Annotated in this window: 18 protein-coding genes; 4 read left to right on the top strand and 14 right to left on the bottom strand. The window is 64.5% G+C overall.

The window, feature by feature from the left end; genetic code table 11:
- Window positions 1-94: 94 nt before the first annotated feature.
- Window positions 95-547, bottom strand: coding sequence for a c-type cytochrome (locus AB2B41_RS19320; protein WP_367879464.1), 453 nt, complete (start codon window positions 545-547; stop codon window positions 95-97).
- A 176-nt stretch (window positions 548-723) separates the two neighbouring features.
- Between AB2B41_RS19320 and chlG the strand changes: the two genes are divergently transcribed.
- From chlG to idi, 4 genes are read left to right on the top strand one after another with little or no spacing between them, the layout of a single operon-like run.
- Window positions 724-1,623 (top strand): chlorophyll synthase ChlG, encoded by a 900-nt coding sequence (gene chlG / locus AB2B41_RS19315; RefSeq protein ID WP_367879463.1) that lies wholly within the window; start codon window positions 724-726, stop codon window positions 1,621-1,623.
- On the top strand, window positions 1,620-2,891 hold the full coding sequence (locus tag AB2B41_RS19310; protein ID WP_367879462.1) for a BCD family MFS transporter: 1,272 nt from the start codon (window positions 1,620-1,622) through the stop codon (window positions 2,889-2,891). The genes chlG and AB2B41_RS19310 overlap by 4 nt, the downstream gene beginning before the upstream one ends.
- A gap of 1 nt (window position 2,892) precedes the next feature.
- Window positions 2,893-4,071 (top strand): geranylgeranyl diphosphate reductase, encoded by a 1,179-nt coding sequence (locus AB2B41_RS19305; protein WP_367879461.1) that lies wholly within the window; start codon window positions 2,893-2,895, stop codon window positions 4,069-4,071.
- Window positions 4,072-4,080: 9 nt separating this feature from the next.
- Window positions 4,081-4,617 (top strand): isopentenyl-diphosphate Delta-isomerase, encoded by a 537-nt coding sequence (gene idi, locus AB2B41_RS19300; protein ID WP_367879460.1) that lies wholly within the window; start codon window positions 4,081-4,083, stop codon window positions 4,615-4,617.
- 93 nt (window positions 4,618-4,710) lie between these two features.
- On the opposite strand, the gene dxs is transcribed toward idi, so the two are convergent.
- The 13 genes from dxs to AB2B41_RS19235 form a co-directional block, all read right to left on the bottom strand.
- Entirely contained in the window at window positions 4,711-6,630 is a 1,920-nt protein-coding gene (gene dxs, locus AB2B41_RS19295) for a 1-deoxy-D-xylulose-5-phosphate synthase (RefSeq protein ID WP_367879459.1), read from the bottom strand.
- 209 nt (window positions 6,631-6,839) lie between these two features.
- On the bottom strand, window positions 6,840-7,076 hold the full coding sequence (gene pufX, locus AB2B41_RS19290; protein ID WP_367879458.1) for an RC-LH1 core complex protein PufX: 237 nt from the start codon (window positions 7,074-7,076) through the stop codon (window positions 6,840-6,842).
- A gap of 11 nt (window positions 7,077-7,087) precedes the next feature.
- Window positions 7,088-8,014 carry a photosynthetic reaction center subunit M gene (pufM, locus tag AB2B41_RS19285; RefSeq protein ID WP_367879457.1) on the bottom strand — a complete coding sequence of 309 codons (927 nt, stop codon included), beginning with the start codon at window positions 8,012-8,014 and terminating at the stop codon, window positions 7,088-7,090.
- Between the two features lie 14 nt (window positions 8,015-8,028).
- Window positions 8,029-8,862, bottom strand: a complete 834-nt coding sequence (pufL, locus tag AB2B41_RS19280; RefSeq protein WP_367879456.1) for a photosynthetic reaction center subunit L — start codon at window positions 8,860-8,862, stop codon at window positions 8,029-8,031.
- A gap of 120 nt (window positions 8,863-8,982) precedes the next feature.
- On the bottom strand, window positions 8,983-9,141 hold the full coding sequence (gene pufA / locus AB2B41_RS19275) for a light-harvesting antenna LH1, alpha subunit (RefSeq protein ID WP_164355052.1): 159 nt from the start codon (window positions 9,139-9,141) through the stop codon (window positions 8,983-8,985).
- An 18-nt stretch (window positions 9,142-9,159) separates the two neighbouring features.
- A complete protein-coding gene (pufB, locus tag AB2B41_RS19270) occupies window positions 9,160-9,315 on the bottom strand; it encodes a light-harvesting antenna LH1, beta subunit (RefSeq protein ID WP_367879455.1) in 156 nt (51 codons plus the stop codon).
- 141 nt (window positions 9,316-9,456) lie between these two features.
- Window positions 9,457-9,690: a cytochrome PufQ gene (pufQ, locus tag AB2B41_RS19265; RefSeq protein WP_367879454.1), complete on the bottom strand. Its 234-nt coding sequence runs from the start codon at window positions 9,688-9,690 to the stop codon at window positions 9,457-9,459.
- Window positions 9,687-11,150: a chlorophyllide a reductase subunit Z gene (gene bchZ / locus AB2B41_RS19260; protein ID WP_367879453.1), complete on the bottom strand. Its 1,464-nt coding sequence runs from the start codon at window positions 11,148-11,150 to the stop codon at window positions 9,687-9,689. Before bchZ ends, pufQ begins: the two co-directional genes overlap by 4 nt.
- A gap of 91 nt (window positions 11,151-11,241) precedes the next feature.
- Entirely contained in the window at window positions 11,242-12,822 is a 1,581-nt protein-coding gene (bchY, locus tag AB2B41_RS19255) for a chlorophyllide a reductase subunit Y (protein WP_367879452.1), read from the bottom strand.
- Window positions 12,823-12,892: 70 nt separating this feature from the next.
- Window positions 12,893-13,912: a chlorophyllide a reductase iron protein subunit X gene (locus tag AB2B41_RS19250; protein ID WP_367879451.1), complete on the bottom strand. Its 1,020-nt coding sequence runs from the start codon at window positions 13,910-13,912 to the stop codon at window positions 12,893-12,895.
- A complete protein-coding gene (bchC, locus tag AB2B41_RS19245) occupies window positions 13,909-14,850 on the bottom strand; it encodes a chlorophyll synthesis pathway protein BchC (protein ID WP_367879466.1) in 942 nt (313 codons plus the stop codon). The genes AB2B41_RS19250 and bchC overlap by 4 nt, the downstream gene beginning before the upstream one ends.
- A 104-nt stretch (window positions 14,851-14,954) precedes the next feature.
- The gene (locus AB2B41_RS19240; protein WP_367879450.1) at window positions 14,955-16,097 is read right to left on the bottom strand and encodes a methyltransferase; all 1,143 of its coding nucleotides are present in this window, start codon (window positions 16,095-16,097) and stop codon (window positions 14,955-14,957) included.
- Complete coding sequence (locus tag AB2B41_RS19235) at window positions 16,097-16,981, bottom strand: polyprenyl synthetase family protein (RefSeq protein ID WP_367879449.1); 885 nt, start codon at window positions 16,979-16,981, stop codon at window positions 16,097-16,099. Before AB2B41_RS19235 ends, AB2B41_RS19240 begins: the two co-directional genes overlap by 1 nt.
- Between the last annotated feature and the right edge of the window lie 41 nt (window positions 16,982-17,022).

The following is a 17,022-nucleotide window of genomic DNA, read 5'->3' as shown; positions in this document are numbered from 1 at the left end:
GGAGAGATCATCAACGAAGACGCTGAAGCGGACCGGCTGGAAGCCGGTGGTTTATCTCCAATAGATGGAAAATCAATTTCAGATCCGAAAGGGATCAGTTGGTCGCCGCTTCGGGACCAACTGACACCAGGTAAGCCCAGACGTTCTTGGCGTCTGCCTCGTCGCCCAGCTTGAAGGACATCTTGGAACGCGCCTTGCGGTCATCCAGCGTTTCCTGAAGGAACTTGCGCGGGTCCGCCACGTAAGCCACGAAGGTGGCCTCATCCCAGGTCAGCCCTGCCTCGCCCGCTTCAACAAGAGAGTCGCCATACTTGTTGCCGAATTCCTCTTCCGTACCGGCCTGGCGCGTGTAGAGACCATAGAGGTTCGGACCGTTGCGACCGCCCTTAACAATCGCCTCACCCGACGCATCGACGATCGAATGGCACGCCTTGCACTTGGAAAAAACGGTTTCACCCGCTGCTGCATCACCTGTTGCGTGACCATCTGCAAACGCCGGGCCCGCGGCAAGGGCAAGACCGAACGCGGCGGTTTTCAACAGTTTCATTTTTTTGAACTCCTATTTGCTGTGTTCACAAGCCCTGTACGTAGTGCGAATTCGACCAAGGCAAATCTCGGGCGAATTTATTCCGCGCAACCGGTCCGTGCAATTCATATTCGCGCGAGTTGTCCGCACGATATTACACTTGTAGACTCACATACTGTCAGGCTAGGTTTACACTTATGAGCCTCTCCTCGGATATTGCCCCCCGGCGATTGCCCGAACCCGCAGCAATGCTGCGGCTGATCAAGCCGATTACGTGGTTTCCGCCCATGTGGGCCTTCCTCTGCGGTGTCGTCTCGTCGGGTGCGGTTCTGTCTGGTCAATGGCCGATGATCCTGCTGGGCATCCTTTTGGCCGGTCCCATTGTCTGCGGGATGAGCCAGGCGGCGAACGATTGGTGCGACCGCCACGTGGACGCCATCAACGAACCCTACCGCCCGATCCCCTCGGGCCGCATTCCGGGCCGCTGGGGGCTTTGGATCGCCCTTGCCATGTCGCTGCTTGCGCTTTTCGTCGGCTGGCAGCTGGGCCCCTGGGGCTTTGCCGCAACCGTTGTCGGCGTCCTTGCCGCCTGGGCCTATTCGGCAGAGCCGGTGCGCCTGAAGAAATCCGGCTGGTGGGGCCCCGGCCTTGTCGGCCTGTGTTACGAAGGGCTGCCCTGGTTCACCGGTGCGGCAGTTGCCGCTGCCGGTATGCCCTCATGGCCGGTCATCCTCATCGCCGCGCTCTACGCACTCGGCGCGCACGGCATCATGACCCTGAACGATTTCAAGGCGCTCGAGGGCGACACCCAAACCGGGGTCAACTCCCTGCCCGTCACCCTCGGACCCCGCCGCGCGGCACTGGTCGCCTGCTGGGGCATGGCCCTGCCGCAGGCTGGCGTCATCTCGCTGCTGCTGGCCTGGGGTAAACCGCTGCACGCAGGCGCCATCGCCCTGCTCCTGCTCGCACAGATCGCCGCCATGCGCGTCCTGCTGCGCGATCCCGAAGCCCGCGCACCCTGGTATAACGGCACCGGCGTCACCCTCTACGTCAGCGGCATGATGATCGCCGCTTTCGCACTTCGGAGCCTTTCATGACCACGCTTAGCTGGACACAGATCGCACGCATGGGGCTGGTGCAGATGGCCCTCGGAGCCATCTTGGTGCTGACCACCTCGACGCTGAACCGCCTGATGGTCGTCGAATTCGCCCTGCCCGCGATCCTCCCCGGTATGCTGGTGGGCCTCCACTACGGCATCCAGCTCTCCCGCCCCCGCTGGGGCTTCAACTCCGACACGCGCGGCAACCGCACCCGCTGGATCATCGGGGGCATGGTCACTCTTGCCCTGGGCGGCTTCCTCGCCGCCTTTGCCGTCACGCTCTTCACCGCCAGCTTCTGGGGCGCGCTCCTGCTTTCGATTCTCGCCTACACGCTGATCGGCGTGGGCGTCGGTGCCTCCGGCACGTCCCTTCTCGCGCTTCTGGCCACCGCGACCGCGCCCCAGCGCCGCGCCGCCGCCGCAACAATCACCTGGCTGATGATGATCTTCGGCATCGCCATGACCGCCGGTGTGGCGGGCAGCTTCCTCGACCCCTATACGCCAGCGCGCCTTCTCACGGTCGTCGCCGTGGTCGTCACCGCCGCGACCGCCGTCACCATCCTCGCCATCGCGGGGATCGAACACCGTGTCACCGCCACGCGCGACCCTGACGCCATGCCCTTCATGCAGGGCCTGCGCGAGGTCTGGGCGGAACGGAGCACGCGCAACTTCACCATCTTCGTCTTCCTGTCCATGAACGCCTACTTCATGCAGGAACTGATCCTCGAACCCTTCGCGGGCCTCGTCTGGGGCTTCACCCCCGGCCAGTCCACATCGCTTTCAGGCGCACAGAACGGCGGCGTTTTCGTGGGCATGCTCACTGTCGGCATCATGGCCACCGGTCTCAAGATCGGTAGCTTGCGCAGCTGGATCGTCGCGGGCTGCCTCGGCTCCGCCCTCAGCCTGATCGCCATCGCCTCCGCCGCCCTGCCGCTGGTCCCCACCGTCGTCTCCCTCGGCGTCTTCAACGGCATGTTCGCCGTCGCCGCGATCGGTTCCATGATGGCGCTGGCCGCCGAAGGACGCGCTCAGCGCGAAGGCACCCGCATGGGCCTCTGGGGTGCCGCACAGGCCATTGCCGCCGGTTTCGGCGGTCTGACCGGGGCCGCAGCTGTCGACGTGATGCGCGGCTTCCAGCCCGACGCATCTGCCTTCGGCACCGTTTTCGCGGCCGAAGCGGCACTCTTCATCGCGGCCGCCTTCATGGCGCTGCATATCATGGAAAACAGAGCGCCTGCACAGGCCAATATGGTACCGGGGGAATAACATGTACGATGTCGTCGTTATGGGCGGAGGGCCGTCCGGCTCAACCGCCGCCGAAGAACTGGTCCGCTTGGGCCACAAGGTCGCCCTGCTGGACCGCGCGGGGCGCATCAAACCCTGCGGTGGTGCCGTCCCGCCCCGCCTGATCGACGACTTCCGCATTCCCGACGACCAGATCGTCGCTCGGATCAACACCGCCCGGATGATCTCCCCCACCCAGCGGCAGGTCGATATCCCGATCGAGAACGGCTACGTCGGCATGGTCGACCGGGAGCATTTCGACGAATACCTCCGCACCCGCGCGGCCGAGGCCGGCGCGGACCGCTACACCGGCACATTCCTGCGCATCGAACGCGCGGGGGTGAAAACCCACGTCGTCTACCGCGACAAGAAAACCGGTGAGACCCGCCGGTTGCGCACCGCCCTCATCATCGGCGCGGACGGCGCACGCTCGAACGTCGCCAAGGCCGAGGTCCCCGGCGGCGACAAGATCCCTTATGTGATCGCCTATCACGAGATCATCGAGGCTCCGGAGGCCACCGGCACCTACGACCCCAAGCGCTGTGACGTCGTCTATGACGGCACCATCAGCCCCGATTTCTATGGCTGGGTCTTCCCGCACGGCAAATCGGCTTCTGTCGGGATGGGCACTGGCGTGGAAGGTGTCGATCTGAAAAAGGCAACCGCCGAGCTACGCGTGGCCTCAGGCCTGGAAGCATGCCGCACCATTCGCCGCGAGGGCGCGCCCATTCCCCTCAAACCGCTCGACCGCTGGGACAATGGCCGCGACGTGGTGCTGGCGGGCGATGCCGCAGGGGTTGTCGCCCCGTCTTCCGGCGAAGGCATCTACTACGCCATGATCGGCGGACAAGTCGCCGCCGCCGCCGCCTCTGCCTTTCTTGCAACGGGGCGCACCCGCGACTTGCAACTCGCCCGCAAGCTCTTCATGCGCGAGCACAAACAGGTCTTCCGCGCCCTCGGTGCCATGCAGAACGCCTACTACCGCTCCGACGAACGGCGCGAGCGCTTCGTCTCGCTCTGCCACGACATCGACGTGCAGCGCCTGACGTTCGAGGCCTATATGAACAAGAAACTGGTCAAGGCCCGGCCGCTCGCCCACCTCAAGATCGGCCTGAAGAACCTTGCACATCTGACCCGTCTCGTGTCAGAGACCCGCGTCTGAGGAAACCACATGGACGGCCGCATGGTCCCCACCGACATCATGATCCCGGCCTGGGTCGATGGCACCCTGACGCCGGTGGAAAAGCTCTGCGCGCACCAGCGCGGGTTGCGCCACCTTGCGATCTCGGTTTTCGTGATCCGCGATGGCGCGATCCTGATCCAGCGCCGCGCGATGGGCAAATATCACACGCCGGGCCTCTGGGCGAACACCTGCTGCACGCATCCGGCATGGGGGGAAGCGGCGCTCGACTGCGCCCACCGCCGCCTGAGCGAGGAACTGGGGATCACCGGCCTCACCCTCCGGCACCGCGGCCAGGTCGAATACCGCGCCGATGTGGGGAACGGGCTGACCGAACACGAGGTGGTCGAGGTTTTCACCGCCGCGGCTGATCACGGCATGCCCCTCGCTCCCAATCCCGACGAGGTCATGGACACCCGCTGGATCACCCCGGAGGCGCTCGCCGCCGAGATCGCCGAGAAACCTGACCAGTTCACCCCCTGGCTCCGCATCTACATCGAAAAGCACCACAAGATGATCCTGGGCTGACCCTCAGGCTTCATCTTTCCCCTACAATTCCGGGGTTTGGGGCAGAGCCCCAATCAATAGAATGAAAAGCGGGGCTTGCCCCGCTCAATCGGATCAAACCCCCGGCACCCGCGCCGAACGGTGCCCGACCGCTTGCAGGGCCGTCGCCGCGATATCCGTCGCGGTCAGACCGGCATCGGCGTACATCGCATCCGGCGCCGCCTGGTCGATGAACCGGTCGGGCAGCGTCATTGTCCGGATGGCAAGCGACCCATCCAACAGCCCCTCCCCCGCCAGATCATGCAGCACCATCGCGCCAAAGCCGCCCCGCGCGCCCTGTTCCACGGTGATCAGCGCCCGGTGCTTTCGCGCCAGACGGTGGATCAGCCCTCGGTCGAGCGGCTTGGCGAACCGCGCATCGGCCAGTGTCACCGACACGCCTTGCGCCTCCAGCTTCTCCGCCGCCTTCAGGCACTCGCCGAGATGCGCACCGAAGGACAGGATCGCCACGTCCGATCCTTCGAACAAGACGCGCCCCTTCCCGATCTCCAGCACCTCGCCCCGCTCGGGCATCGGCACCCCCTCGCCCTCCCCGCGCGGATAGCGGAAGGCAATCGGCCCGCTGTCGTGCGCGACGGCCGTTGCCACCATATGCACCAGTTCCGCCTCATCGGCGGCGGCCATCACGGTCATGTTGGGCAGCGCCGCCAGATAGCCGATATCGAAGGCCCCCGCATGGGTCGCCCCATCCGCCCCCACCAGCCCCGCGCGGTCGATGGCGAAACGTACCGGCAGATTCTGCAGCGCCACGTCATGCACCACCTGGTCGTACCCACGCTGCAGGAAGGTCGAATAGATCGCACAGAAAGGCTTCAGCCCAGAGGCCGCCATGCCGGCGGCAAAGGTCACCGCATGCTGCTCGGCGATGCCGACGTCGAACATCCGCTTGGGATGCGCCTTTCCGAAGATGTCGAGGCCCGTTCCCCCCGGCATCGCGGCGGTCACCGCAACGATATCCGGATCGCGCGCCGCTTCCTGCGCCAGGGTCTCGCCAAAGACTTTCGTATAGCTGGGCGCATTCGGCTTCTTCTTGGCTTGCGCGCCTGTCGCAACCTCGAAAGACCCCACGCCGTGGTACTTGTCCGCTGAGGTCTCGGCGGGCGCGTACCCCTTGCCCTTGACCGTACAGCAGTGGATCAGCACCGGCCCCGTCGCCCGCGCCCGCGCGGCGCGTAGGACCGTCATCAATTGCTCCATGTCATGCCCGTTGATCGGACCGACGTACTGGAACCCAAGCTCTTCGAACAGCGTGCCCTGCGCGCCCACGGCCCCGGTCACCAGCTGCCGTGCCCGGCGCGCATGATCGCGCAGGGGCCCGGGCAGGGCCGCCTCGAACCCTTCGGCCACCTGTTGCAACCCGCCAAGGGGCGAGCCGTAGAGACCGGAAAGATAAGACGACATCGCCCCCACCGGGGGCGCGATGCTCATCTCGTTGTCATTGAGGATTACGAACATGCGCCGCTTCTCGGCACCCGCGTTGTTCATCGCCTCATAGGCCATGCCCGCGCTGATCGACCCGTCGCCGATCACCGCGATGGCATCCCCCGTGGGCTTGCCCATGTCACGCCCGACAGTGAAACCCAAGGCAGCCGAAATCGAGGTCGAGCTATGCGCCGCGCCAAAGGGGTCGTATGCGCTCTCGCTGCGCTTGGTAAAGCCGCTGATGCCCCCCTCCTGGCGCAGGGTCAGCATCCGGTCACGGCGACCTGTCAGCACCTTATGCGGATAGCACTGGTGGCCCACGTCCCAGATCAGCTTGTCGCGCGGCGTGTCAAAGACCGCATGCAGCGCCACGGTCAGCTCCACCACGCCGAGGGATGACCCAAGGTGTCCGCCGGTACGCGCGACCGCCTCGATCACCTCGCCGCGCAGCTCGTCGGCAAGGCGGCTCAACTCGGGAATGCTCATCCCCTTCAGATCAGACGGTGCCGCAACACGGTCCAGCAGCGGGGTTTCGCGAATGGTATCTGTCATGGCTTTCTCCCTTGGCTACGGAGGTAGGTCCTGTTGGCCGGGATCAGAGGGGACCGCGCCGCAAGCGGTGCTGTCCCCTCTGGTTCCCGTAGCCAACAGGACATGTCGGGAAAGCCTCTTCCCGACGTTTCCAGACCGGCTAAGGGACATAACCGGGCTGGAACTCGTGGGCTGGGCCGCAAAGCAAGGGGCGGCCCGGCCAAACATCTCTAGACGACGGTCGTGTCCTCAACCGTCTCAATGTAGGAAAACGGCGTTGGATCATCTGCTTCCTTGGATTGCTCGGGCAGCAGCAGACCGATGCCGTAGATGGCCCACAGAAGGAACCCCACCGCAACACAGAAGAGCGCGGCATAGCCTGCCCCCTTCAGCATCAGCGCCAGAACATCAGCCCTGAGACGGAAGTCGCCCTCGCCCGTGCGGAGATAGTCGTTGTTGTCACTCATGGTCTCTCTCCTTAATCCACCGGCGCGTAGCCGTGCTCCTGCGCCCAGACGAACCAGTTGTCCACGACCGTGCCGGTCAGCAGGATGCCGATGCCGCCCGTGAGCGTCGTCAGTACCGCAAACCACCAGGCCCAGCGGTGGATACCCTCCATCGTGGCGTTGAACCCCATGGTCCAGCGCCAGAACAGACCCGCACGTTCCGAGGCCGTGCCTCGGTCCACGATCTGTTCGATCTCGCGCTCACCGCCGTAGCGGCTGACCGCGAGGATTGTCGCCCCGTGCATGGCGAACAGCAGGGCCGAGCCATAGAGGAACGCGATCGAAAGTGCGTGGAACGGGTTGTAGAAGAGGTTGCCGTAGGTCAGCGAGAAGAGATTCGTCCAGTCCAGATGCGGGAAGATGCCGTAGGGCACCGCCTCTGACCATGACCCCATCAGGATCGGCCGGAAGAGACCCAGCACCAGGAACAGCCAGATGGCAGAGGCGAAGGCCCAGCTCACATGCTTGCCCATCCCCAGCTCCTCGGCCCTGAGGTACGTTCTGATCCACCATGAGATCACCGAGACCAGCAGGAAGAACGAGGCAATCAGCCACCATCCCCCCTCCATCAGCGGGGCAAAACCCAGACCGTAGTCCGACGACGGCGGCTCAAGCGCGAGCCAGAACAGGTCGCGGAAGAACAGCCCCGGAGAGTAGTCCACCTGCCACCAGAAGTTCATGCCGACGATAAAGAACCAGGCAAACCCCGTGGCCAGCGACACCAGGCCGAAGGGCCCAAGGTAGATCGGCCCCAGCTGCGCGTTGCCGAACCAGCCCAGAAAGGTCGAGATACGGGCCTTGCGGGTCCGTTCGCGGCCCAGCCGACCCTCCGGGTCGACCCCCATTTCCGGGGGTCCGGCCACCTGAACCTGCGTGAAGATATTCTGATATTCAGCCATTTTTCATCCCCTCCTTACAGGTCCGCCCACCAGGGCAGGAAAGTCCACCAATCCCACCAGGCGCTCCACTGGTCGAACCAGATGGTGCCCGAGATCACGATGCAGATCGCCGACCACAGACCGGCGTTCAGCGCCAGCAGCAGGCCCAGACGGTGAATACCGAGCGGCCCGATGGAATAGCCGATCAGGTCCCGGAAGTAGGTGTCCTCGTGATCGGGAGTGACGATGCGGTTCTCCTTGCCGCCGGTGTTGACCGCCGACAGCACCAGCGAGCCATGCAGCGCAAGCGCCAGACAGGTGGTGAAGAAGAAGGTGATCGCCACCATATGCGCCGGGTTGTAGTGGAAGTTTCCGTAGGCGTAGCCGACGTTGTTCACCCAATCGAGGTGGCTGAAGATCCCGTAGGGAAACCCATGCCCCCAGGCACCCATCAGCAACGGCCGGATGATCACCAGTGTCACATAGGCCAGGATCGCCACGCCAAAGGCGACGGGCACGTGGTATCCCATGCCAAGCTTGCGGCATATCTCGACCTCGCGCAGCGCCCAGCTGACAAAAGCCAGCGTCGCGCACATGGTGATGATTTGCCAGAGCCCCCCTTCGGCCAGCGGCGCCATGCCAAGGCCCACCTCAAGCGAGGGCGGATCTATCGAGATCAGCCAGGGGTTCCAGGTGTCGCCAAGGGCGGCACCGTAAAAGATCAGTATCGTGCCGAGTGCGGCGAAAAAGAACGTCGTGACGCCGAAAAACCCGACGTAGAACGGCCCCACCCAGAAGTCGAACAGATCACCGCCAACTAAGGTCCCGCCCCGGACCCGGTATTTTCTTTCGAAGCTGAGCTGTGCCATCTTCTTTCTCCTTTTGCGCCGGCGGTCCTGTCCCTGAAGGGCCATCAAAAAGCGCGTGAATGTGTCTGGTTGCTGCGGGCGGGTGGCTGACCCGCCCGCGGCGTTGTCGTAGGCTAAAGCTTATTCACCCGCGCCGAAGGCGAGGTTGAACCAGTTCGTCTCAGGATTGCTGAGCAGGACGAGGTGAATCATCGCCGCCAGCAAGAAGAGGAACACGCCCTGCGCCACGAAAACGCGGCGCGGGTCGAAGATCAGCCAGATTTTGTAAAACTGTGCCATGTCTTGCGATCCTCTCGATTACCAGGCGAACCAGGGCAGCTTGATGTACGTCAGCACATGCGCGACCAGAGCCACGATCGTGAAGATCGTGAAGCCGCTCATGTAGACCGAGTGCAACTCCTGCGCTTGCTCGTCTGTCAGACCTGTGAAGGACAGGTCGTTCCTATCAGCCATGTTTTTTCTCCTTCGAAAAAAGTGCTGACGCCGCGCCCCCCGCGGCCGGGTTACGACGGGGGCTCATCCCCCGTCCTAATCCACCACCCCGGGGGGGAGTGGCGAATGTCGTCTCCGGGTCTGGCCCCGGAATGTCGTTGGTCACGCGGAAAAGATGCGTGGCGTGATGATGCGGGCCTGGCTCCACGCCGCCTTGATCGGCCCACGCTCGGGCAGCTCCATGCGGCGGGCGGCACTCAGCACCCATGTCAGGATGGTCAGCGGCAGCGTCGCCGCGAAGATGACCGCGAAATAGACGTAATACTCGCGCATCGGCGGCCCGTGCCGCGTGCGGCTCTGCGTCGTGGCGACGGTATCCGTTGTCATGTCAGTCATGTCTTTGCTCCTCCCGAAGCTGGTTGCAGGCCCTCGACGGTCTCCAGCACCACCCGTTCGTCACCGGCGGCAAGCGCGCGCTTTTCAGCGGCGTCGCGCAGGGTTTTGGCGGCGGAGATTCGTGTCAGGATGGGATGGCTGGCGACGATCTCGTCCAGCTTGGCCTGGGCATCCGCATCCCAGGGGAAATCCCGCTTGAGCGGTGTTGGTGTTGCCGGGGCCGCATCCATCTCGGACCCCAGTGGCAGGATGTGGAAAAGCGCATCGAAAAGCCCGTTGCACACTTCCTGCACGATATATGTCGCCCCCGCGTAACCCATGAAGGGCGTCCCCGTCGCCCGCCGGATGGCGGCACCGGGGAAGGAGGCAGGGATAAAGACCGGTGCCGGACCGAAACCCGATTTCATCTCGGCCAGGTACATCTTTTCGTTGATCGACCCCATCAGGATCAGCGGCCGCTTGTCATGCACCAGGCTGCGCACCTGATCGTTGTCCGTCTTCTTGCCGCGCGTCCGCGCAACGGCAAAGGCGCAGGGCAGCCCGAGGTCGTTCTCAAGGAAATTCCGCACGCCCCGCGCATAGGTCTCGTTCGCCACGATCCCGAAGGAGGCAGTTGCAAAGAAATCCTGCGTGACCGAGCGCCAGAGGTCCCAGACCGGCTTGATCGTCGAATGTTTCTCACGCTCGATGAACGGCTCGGGGTTCAGCCCAAGCAAATCGCCCAGCTTGCGCAGGAACAGCGTCGTGCTCTCCACGCCAATCGGCGCTTGCAGGTACGGCTTGCCCAGCACTTCGCACAGGCCCCGGCCAAACTCGCGGTACATGCAGATGTTCACATCCGCGTTTACCAGGTTCCGCATCTCGCCCACATGGCTGCCCAGCGGCATCACCATGTTGACATCGGCCCCGATCCCCTCGACCAGACGGCGGATCTCGTGCAGATCCGACGGCATGTTGAAGGTGCCATACATCGGTCCAAGGATGTTTACGCGCGGTGCCGCCCCTTCCTCGCGCTTCTTTTCGGGTGGCATCCGTCCCTTGGTCATCCCGAACTCGGTAAAGACCCAGGTCATCGCCCGGTCGGCCGCCTCCCACTGATCCTCGTCTATGGTGCGCGGCAGAAACCGCTGGATGTTGGTGCCCTGCGGCGTCACACCGCCGCCGATCATCTCGGCAATGGACCCCGTAACGACAACCGCAGGCAGCGCGGGATCAAGCGTATCCCAGGCACGCTTCATGGACTCTTCGGTCCCCGCCCCCATCTCACCCTCACCCAGACCGGTGACGACAATCGGCAACTCATGGGGCGGCAGGGCATCGGTGTAATGCAGCACGGAGGTCACCGGCAGGTTTTCACAACCCACGGGCCCGTCGATCACCACCTGCAATCCCTTGACGGCACAGAAGGCATAGACAGCCCCCCAATACCCCCCGGCGCGGTCGTGATCCTGTATCAGCATGGGGCACCTCCCAAGGTGCGCATGAATGCGCACCCCACGGGTGGGCTGTCGGGTGCGCATTCATGCGCACCGGGGATATGACCCAAACCCATCATATCATCTGCGCGGCTTTCGCCGCCCTCGCCTGTTTCTCGAGCTTCTTGAGGTTCTGTGCCCGGAACGCCGGCTGCAGGTTCGGACTGCCTTCCCAGACACCGGCGGTGTCCTCGGCACCCACGCCTTCGAAAAAGGCCCGCATCCGGCCCATTCGCTCCTTGTTGGCGATGGCCGCGTTCACGACCTGTGCCAGTGATCCGGCGCCGGCGACACCCATCAGGGGCCGCGCGGAAATCAGATTGGTGAAATAGAGCGACGGGATCCCCAGCTCCTTGCCCTTCTGCACGACCGGTGTCGTCCCGATGGCAAGGTCGGGCCGGATCGCCTCCATCGCCGCGCAATCATCTTCCAGCGATGCGCGGTACCTGATCTTCACACCCTTGGCTTCCAGCCATGCCGCATCATCCGCCGACCAAGCTGTCCGGGGACAGGCCGTGCCCACATAGGGCACCTCCGCCCCGCTCTCGATCAGCAGCCGCGCCACCAGCAATTCGGACCCTTCATATCCCGATAGGGTAATCGTGCCCCTGATTGGCGTGGAGGCCAGCGCCGCGCGTATCGGTGGGAGGGATGCGTTCTGCGCCGACGCCACCTCTTTCGCGGAGTTGCCGAAGGCATCGCCCAATGCAGCCAGCCACGCCGCCGTCCCGTCATGTCCCACGGGTGCCGATCCGATCACCGGGCGGCCCGCCGCCTGAAACTCCCGCACGGCTGAGGTGTAGAAAGGATGGATCGCCGCCGCCGCACCGCAGTCGAGCGCGGCATAAAGCTCACGCCACTCCCGGCAGGGCACTACCGGCCCGGTGGCCAGCCCCATGGGCGCGATCATCTGGCCGATCATCATCGGATCCGCCGGGAACATCTCGCCCATCAACGCAACGGTCGGACGGTCCGACCGCCCCGCTTCCGGCATCGGCACTGGCCCCGCCTCGGCCTCGGTGCGCGCGTAATTCAGCATCGCGCCCGCCAGCACATCCTTGGCCTCCGCATGGGTCGGCACGCCAAAGCCCGGCACGTCGATGCCCACCACGCGCACCCCGTCGATCTCCTTCGGCAAAAGCCGCAGCGGCACGCCGGAGGCGGTCGGCACGCAAAGGTTCGTCACCACGATGGCGTCCAGCTGCGCGGGATCGGCCAGGTCATGGACCGCCTCGCGAATATCCTCGAACAACTTCCCCGTCACCAGCGTCTCGGAATTGAACGGCACATAGCCCACGGACCGCCGCGCGCCGTAGAAATGCGACACGAAGGTCAGCCCGTAGACACAGCAGGCCGAGCCCGATAGAATCGTCGCCACCCGCTTCATCCTCAGCCCCACGCGCAACGAACCAAAGGCCGGGCACATCGACTGCGGCTTGTCATGCGGCCCCTGCGGGTAGTCCCTGGCAAACTGGTCCAGGAGTTCAGACTGCCCCGCCGCGCGCGCCGCCTCTTTCATCGTGGACCCGGAATGACAGCCCAACCCGCCCTGCGGCACGGGGGCATCGTCCCCCGCCATCGCTTCGTGGCTGGCCTCGTCGATCACCACCGACCCGGCATCGTCATAAGAGACGTGATATCCCTTTCGTTCGGTCATCTCGCGCTGTCCATCTCCTTCATCTTTCCACTACAATTCCGGGGTCCGGGGCAGCACCCCCGCGCTCTCCTCAGGCGTCGTCGTAAATCACTTCCAAACTGGCTTTCGGTTTTGCGTTCTTGCCGCGCATGTCCGCATCGGTCGCAGGTTCCAGCAACACGTCCCCGCCGGTCTCCGAGGCATCGAACAGCCCCAGCAGACCGTCCTGGTCCAGCGGCGCTGGCCGGACAGGGGGTGCCTCGGCCACGGCGGTGCCCAACCCTGCGAAGAGGTCTCCCCATGGGGAGGCCGATGAGCCGACAATCTGGTAGTTCGCTGATTTCTTGCGCAGGTCATCGTCCTGCGGAATGCTCGCCAGGATCGGGATATCGACCGCTTCGGCAAAGGCCGCCGCCTCGCCAGAGCCGTCGTCCTTGTTGATCACCAGCCCCGCAACACCCACGTTGCCGCCCAGCTTGCGGAAGTATTCGACCGCCGAGCAGACGTTGTTGGCGACATAAAGCGACTGCAAATCGTTCGACGCCACGAGGATGACCTTCTGCGCCATGTCCCGCGCAATCGGCAGGCCAAAGCCGCCGCAGACCACATCGCCAAGGAAATCCAGCAGCACATAGTCAAAGTCCCAGTCATGGAACCCCAGCTTCTCCAGCAGTTCGAACCCGTGAATGATCCCGCGCCCGCCGCAGCCGCGCCCGACCTCCGGGCCGCCCAGCTCCATTGCAAAGACACCGCCGCGCTTGAAGCAAACATCGCCAATCGCGACCTCTTCCCCGGCAAGCTTCTTCTGCGTCGAGGTCTCGATGATCGTGGGGCACGCCTTGCCCCCGAACAGCAGCGACGTCGTATCCGACTTCGGGTCGCATCCGATCAGCAGCACGCGCTTGCCCTGCTCGGCCATCATGTGACTGAGGTTCGCCAGCGTGAAGCTCTTGCCGATCCCGCCCTTGCCGTAGATCGCGATGATCTGGGTCTTGGACTTCGGTTCTTCCGCCACGATATCGGCGAGACCCTCGTTTGCCTCGTCCCGCAGCCGCTGATCGAAATCCTTGATGGTCCCGCCATCCTTGAGGTTGGGAATGTCGAGTGTCATGCGTGACCTTTCCAGTCGAGGATCATTTTCAGGCAATCGCCGTCGGAGAAGGCCGTCTCGTAAGCACCGCGCGCATCCGACGCTTTCGCACGGTGCGTGATCAGGTTGCCGAGGCTCAGCGCCCCGCATTCCACGAGGCTGCGTGTCGCGGTCAGATCGTCCCGCGTCCATTCGGCGGCGACGCGAAAGCGCGCCTCCTTCATGAAGGCCGGGGGAAAGGCGAACTGAATGGGGGCCGCGTAGAAACCGGCGAGGACAATCTCGCCGCCCTTGACGATGCGCCCGATCAGATCGCCCAGCACCTCGACAGACCCAGAGGCGTCATAGACGCTGCGGTAGTCGCGGCGGGTATCCTCCTCGGGATGCAGCACCTCGTAGCCTTCGGCAACCGATATCCTCGAGGGGTCGATTTCCCACACCACGGGGGCAGGCGCGCCAGCAGCAATCGTCAGCCGCGCCAGCAGGCGGCCCAGCACGCCGTGCCCGACGATCAGATCCGGCACCGCCTTGCCTGGCCCCGCCATCGCGTGCCGTGCCGTGGCGGCCAGCGCCAGCAGCGCGCCTTCTTCCTTCAGCCCCGGGTCAATCCGCGTCACCCGCCCGGCATCCGTGACCAGCAGGCGCGAGGCACCGCCGAACAATCCAAACGCCCCGTCAAAGCAATTCGCCCCCGGCACAAACACGCGCTCGCCGACACGAAAGCCCGTGCCGTTGCCCGCCTCGACGACTTCGCCTGCCGCCTCGTATCCGGGCACAAGCGGATAGCCCATGCCGGGAAAGGGCGGCATGTCGCCGGACCACAGCAGTTTCTCAGTACCGGTGGAAATACCGGAGTGGGTGACCTCGACCACCAGATCTTTCGCACCCGGCGACGTCACGCTCAGCCGGTCAAGGCTCAGGTCGCGTGGTCCGTTCAGGATAACGGCGGTGGTCTGCAACGGCTCCCCCTCCTGCTGACCGGGGTCAGGCATGGCCCCGAAAAAGACTCAGCAAAATGTCAGTCTTAATGTGTAAGCTAAAACTGACACTTTTATCTGTCAACCTAATTGGACATTGCCTTGCGGCCCTTCGTCGCAACCAGACAACGCGTGATGAAAGGTCTACGTGCACTGAATTCCTGCACTTTTTCAAAGCCCGCCGCCCGGCACATCGCCCCAATCTCGGCAGCGCTGCGCGCCTTTCCCGTCCCCATGGCCAGCGTATAGATCGCGAAATAGGCATCCCCCGCCCGCTCGGGCCGCCTGCCGCCGCTCATCGGCTCGGAGATGATCAGCCGGCCACCCGGCGGCAGCACCCCGAAGACCTTGGAGAGCAAGGCCGCCACGGTTTCGTCCGTGTGATCGTAAAGCACCCTGACCAGCGAAATGGCATCCGCCCCCTCCGGCAGCGGATCGCTTCGAAACGATCCGCCTGCCACGCGCGTCCGCCCGGTCAAACCGGCTTGCGCGAAACGCGCCTCGGCATGAGGTGCCACGGCAGGCAGATCGAAAAGCGTCATGCGCAGGGCCGGATACCTGTTCCCTGCCTCGGCAAGAAACGCGCCGGTACCGCCGCCGATGTCCATCAAATGCGACACGTTTTTCAGGCTCACCGCGTCCAGCGTATCGTCAGCCACCAGAAGCTGGCTTTGCGCCATGAGGTCCGAATAGGTTGCCGCCACCTGCGGATCGACTTCGCCACCAAAGACATAGGGCCAGAACCCCGCCAGCTCAGGGTCCGTCTCGCCGCGAAAGAAGGCCACCGGATCGGCAAGATCGCGATAGAGCACGTCATGGTGCCGGATCATCGCCTGCAGCCCCGGCACCCCGGCCAGCGCCGCCCCCCTCTGCGTCAGGGCAAAGCACCCGCCGCGCCGTTCCTTGAGCAAGCCAAGCGCAACGCCGGCCCGCAAGAGCACCGCCATCCGTTCCTCTGGCACACCGGTCCTTGCGGCGAGGCTTCGGCCCGCCACCGGGCCCGCCATAAGCGTTTCGGGAATGTCGAGCTGCACCAGCGCCATCAGCACCTGGCTATGGCAGAAACCCGCCAACAGATCGAAAAGCGCCTCTCCCTCGCGCCGCACCAGCCGCCGCGTCAGGGGAAACCGCGCCGCCCATCTCTGGAAACCGCGCGTCGCGACCAGTTGGTGAAAGGACGGCAACCGCGACCGCCTTGCAGGGCCCGTCGGTGCCGGAACATCCGCCATTACTCGCCCGGCGTCATCTGTTGCCCGGCGCGCCACTTGATCGGGGTCAGAACCTCGGCCTGCGCTGTCACCAGCTTAGCCAGCATCGCCTCGCCCGGACATTTCGGGATCGAGGCAATGGCACCCGTGAGGATTTCGCGCATATGGGCAATCGCCCCCTGCACGCCAAACTCCGTCACCGCATTGGGCCGCCCGTGCAGATCGTCCTGCCCCACCGGCTTGCCCAGCGTCTCTTCGTCGTAAAGCGCATCGCGCAGATCGTCCGCCACCTGGAATGCCTCACCGATGCGTGCCCCCAGTTCTTCCCAGGGTTCCGCATCCTCTCCGGCCGCGGCCGCGCCCATCTGAGTGGCCGCCATGAAAAGCGCCCCGGTTTTGGCCCGGTGGTAGGCGCGCAGGTCAACCTCCGCCTCGCTCTCCCACCCCTGCCCCGCGCAGATGCCGTTCGGCATTCCCGTCCGGTTGGCAAGGATACGGATCAGCTGCACCGCCTGTGCGGCATCGTGCACCGCCGCCCGCGCCAGCACTTCGAATGCCATCACGATCAGGCTGTCGCCGGTCAGCACCGCCAGTGGTTCACCGAAGGCCTTATGCACCGACGGCTTCCCCCGCCGCACGTCCGCGTCGTCAAAGCACGGCAGGTCGTCATGCACAAGCGAGGCACAGTGAATTAACTCCAGCGCCGCGCAGGCCGCATCGGTCAGCGCAGGCGTCCGGTCCCCGCAGGCCATCGCCACGCTCATCAGGATCGACGGCCTGATCCGCGCACCGCCCGGGGTCACCGTGTAATGAAGGGCCGAGGCTAGCTTGGCGGGCGAGGGTGCCGCCTGCCCCTGCCGAATGGCGCTGTTGATGGCAGCGTCGATGCGGGGGGCAAAATCCATGGCGACTCTCCTATGGGTGTCATCTGTAGTCTATTGATGAC

Origin of the sequence: Sulfitobacter sediminis (genome assembly GCF_040811725.1) — a bacterium.
Classification (GTDB): domain Bacteria; phylum Pseudomonadota; class Alphaproteobacteria; order Rhodobacterales; family Rhodobacteraceae; genus Sulfitobacter; species Sulfitobacter sediminis.
Note: the sequence above shows the minus strand (reverse complement) of the source record. Positions and strands in the feature narration are given on the sequence as shown.

Excerpts from the sequence above, each read along its gene's own strand:
- pufM (WP_367879457.1), bottom strand. The coding sequence starts at position 8,014 with ATGGCTGAATATCAGAATATCTTCACGCAGGTTCAGGTGGCCGGACCC.
- AB2B41_RS19250 (WP_367879451.1), bottom strand. The coding sequence starts at position 13,912 with ATGACACTCGACATTCCCAACCTCAAGGATGGCGGGACCATCAAGGAT.
- pufB (WP_367879455.1), bottom strand. The coding sequence starts at position 9,315 with ATGGCTGATAGGAACGACCTGTCCTTCACAGGTCTGACAGACGAGCAA.
- AB2B41_RS19305 (WP_367879461.1), top strand. The coding sequence starts at position 2,893 with ATGTACGATGTCGTCGTTATGGGCGGAGGGCCGTCCGGCTCAACCGCC.
- pufL (WP_367879456.1), bottom strand. The coding sequence starts at position 8,862 with ATGGCACAGCTCAGCTTCGAAAGAAAATACCGGGTCCGGGGCGGGACC.
- pufA (WP_164355052.1), bottom strand. The coding sequence starts at position 9,141 with ATGGCACAGTTTTACAAAATCTGGCTGATCTTCGACCCGCGCCGCGTT.
- AB2B41_RS19320 (WP_367879464.1), bottom strand. The coding sequence starts at position 547 with ATGAAACTGTTGAAAACCGCCGCGTTCGGTCTTGCCCTTGCCGCGGGC.
- AB2B41_RS19235 (WP_367879449.1), bottom strand. The coding sequence starts at position 16,981 with ATGGATTTTGCCCCCCGCATCGACGCTGCCATCAACAGCGCCATTCGG.
- pufX (WP_367879458.1), bottom strand. The coding sequence starts at position 7,076 with ATGAGTGACAACAACGACTATCTCCGCACGGGCGAGGGCGACTTCCGT.
- AB2B41_RS19310 (WP_367879462.1), top strand. The coding sequence starts at position 1,620 with ATGACCACGCTTAGCTGGACACAGATCGCACGCATGGGGCTGGTGCAG.
- chlG (WP_367879463.1), top strand. The coding sequence starts at position 724 with ATGAGCCTCTCCTCGGATATTGCCCCCCGGCGATTGCCCGAACCCGCA.
- bchZ (WP_367879453.1), bottom strand. The coding sequence starts at position 11,150 with ATGCTGATACAGGATCACGACCGCGCCGGGGGGTATTGGGGGGCTGTC.
- dxs (WP_367879459.1), bottom strand. The coding sequence starts at position 6,630 with ATGACAGATACCATTCGCGAAACCCCGCTGCTGGACCGTGTTGCGGCA.
- pufQ (WP_367879454.1), bottom strand. The coding sequence starts at position 9,690 with ATGACTGACATGACAACGGATACCGTCGCCACGACGCAGAGCCGCACG.
- idi (WP_367879460.1), top strand. The coding sequence starts at position 4,081 with ATGGACGGCCGCATGGTCCCCACCGACATCATGATCCCGGCCTGGGTC.
- AB2B41_RS19240 (WP_367879450.1), bottom strand. The coding sequence starts at position 16,097 with ATGGCGGATGTTCCGGCACCGACGGGCCCTGCAAGGCGGTCGCGGTTG.
- bchY (WP_367879452.1), bottom strand. The coding sequence starts at position 12,822 with ATGACCGAACGAAAGGGATATCACGTCTCTTATGACGATGCCGGGTCG.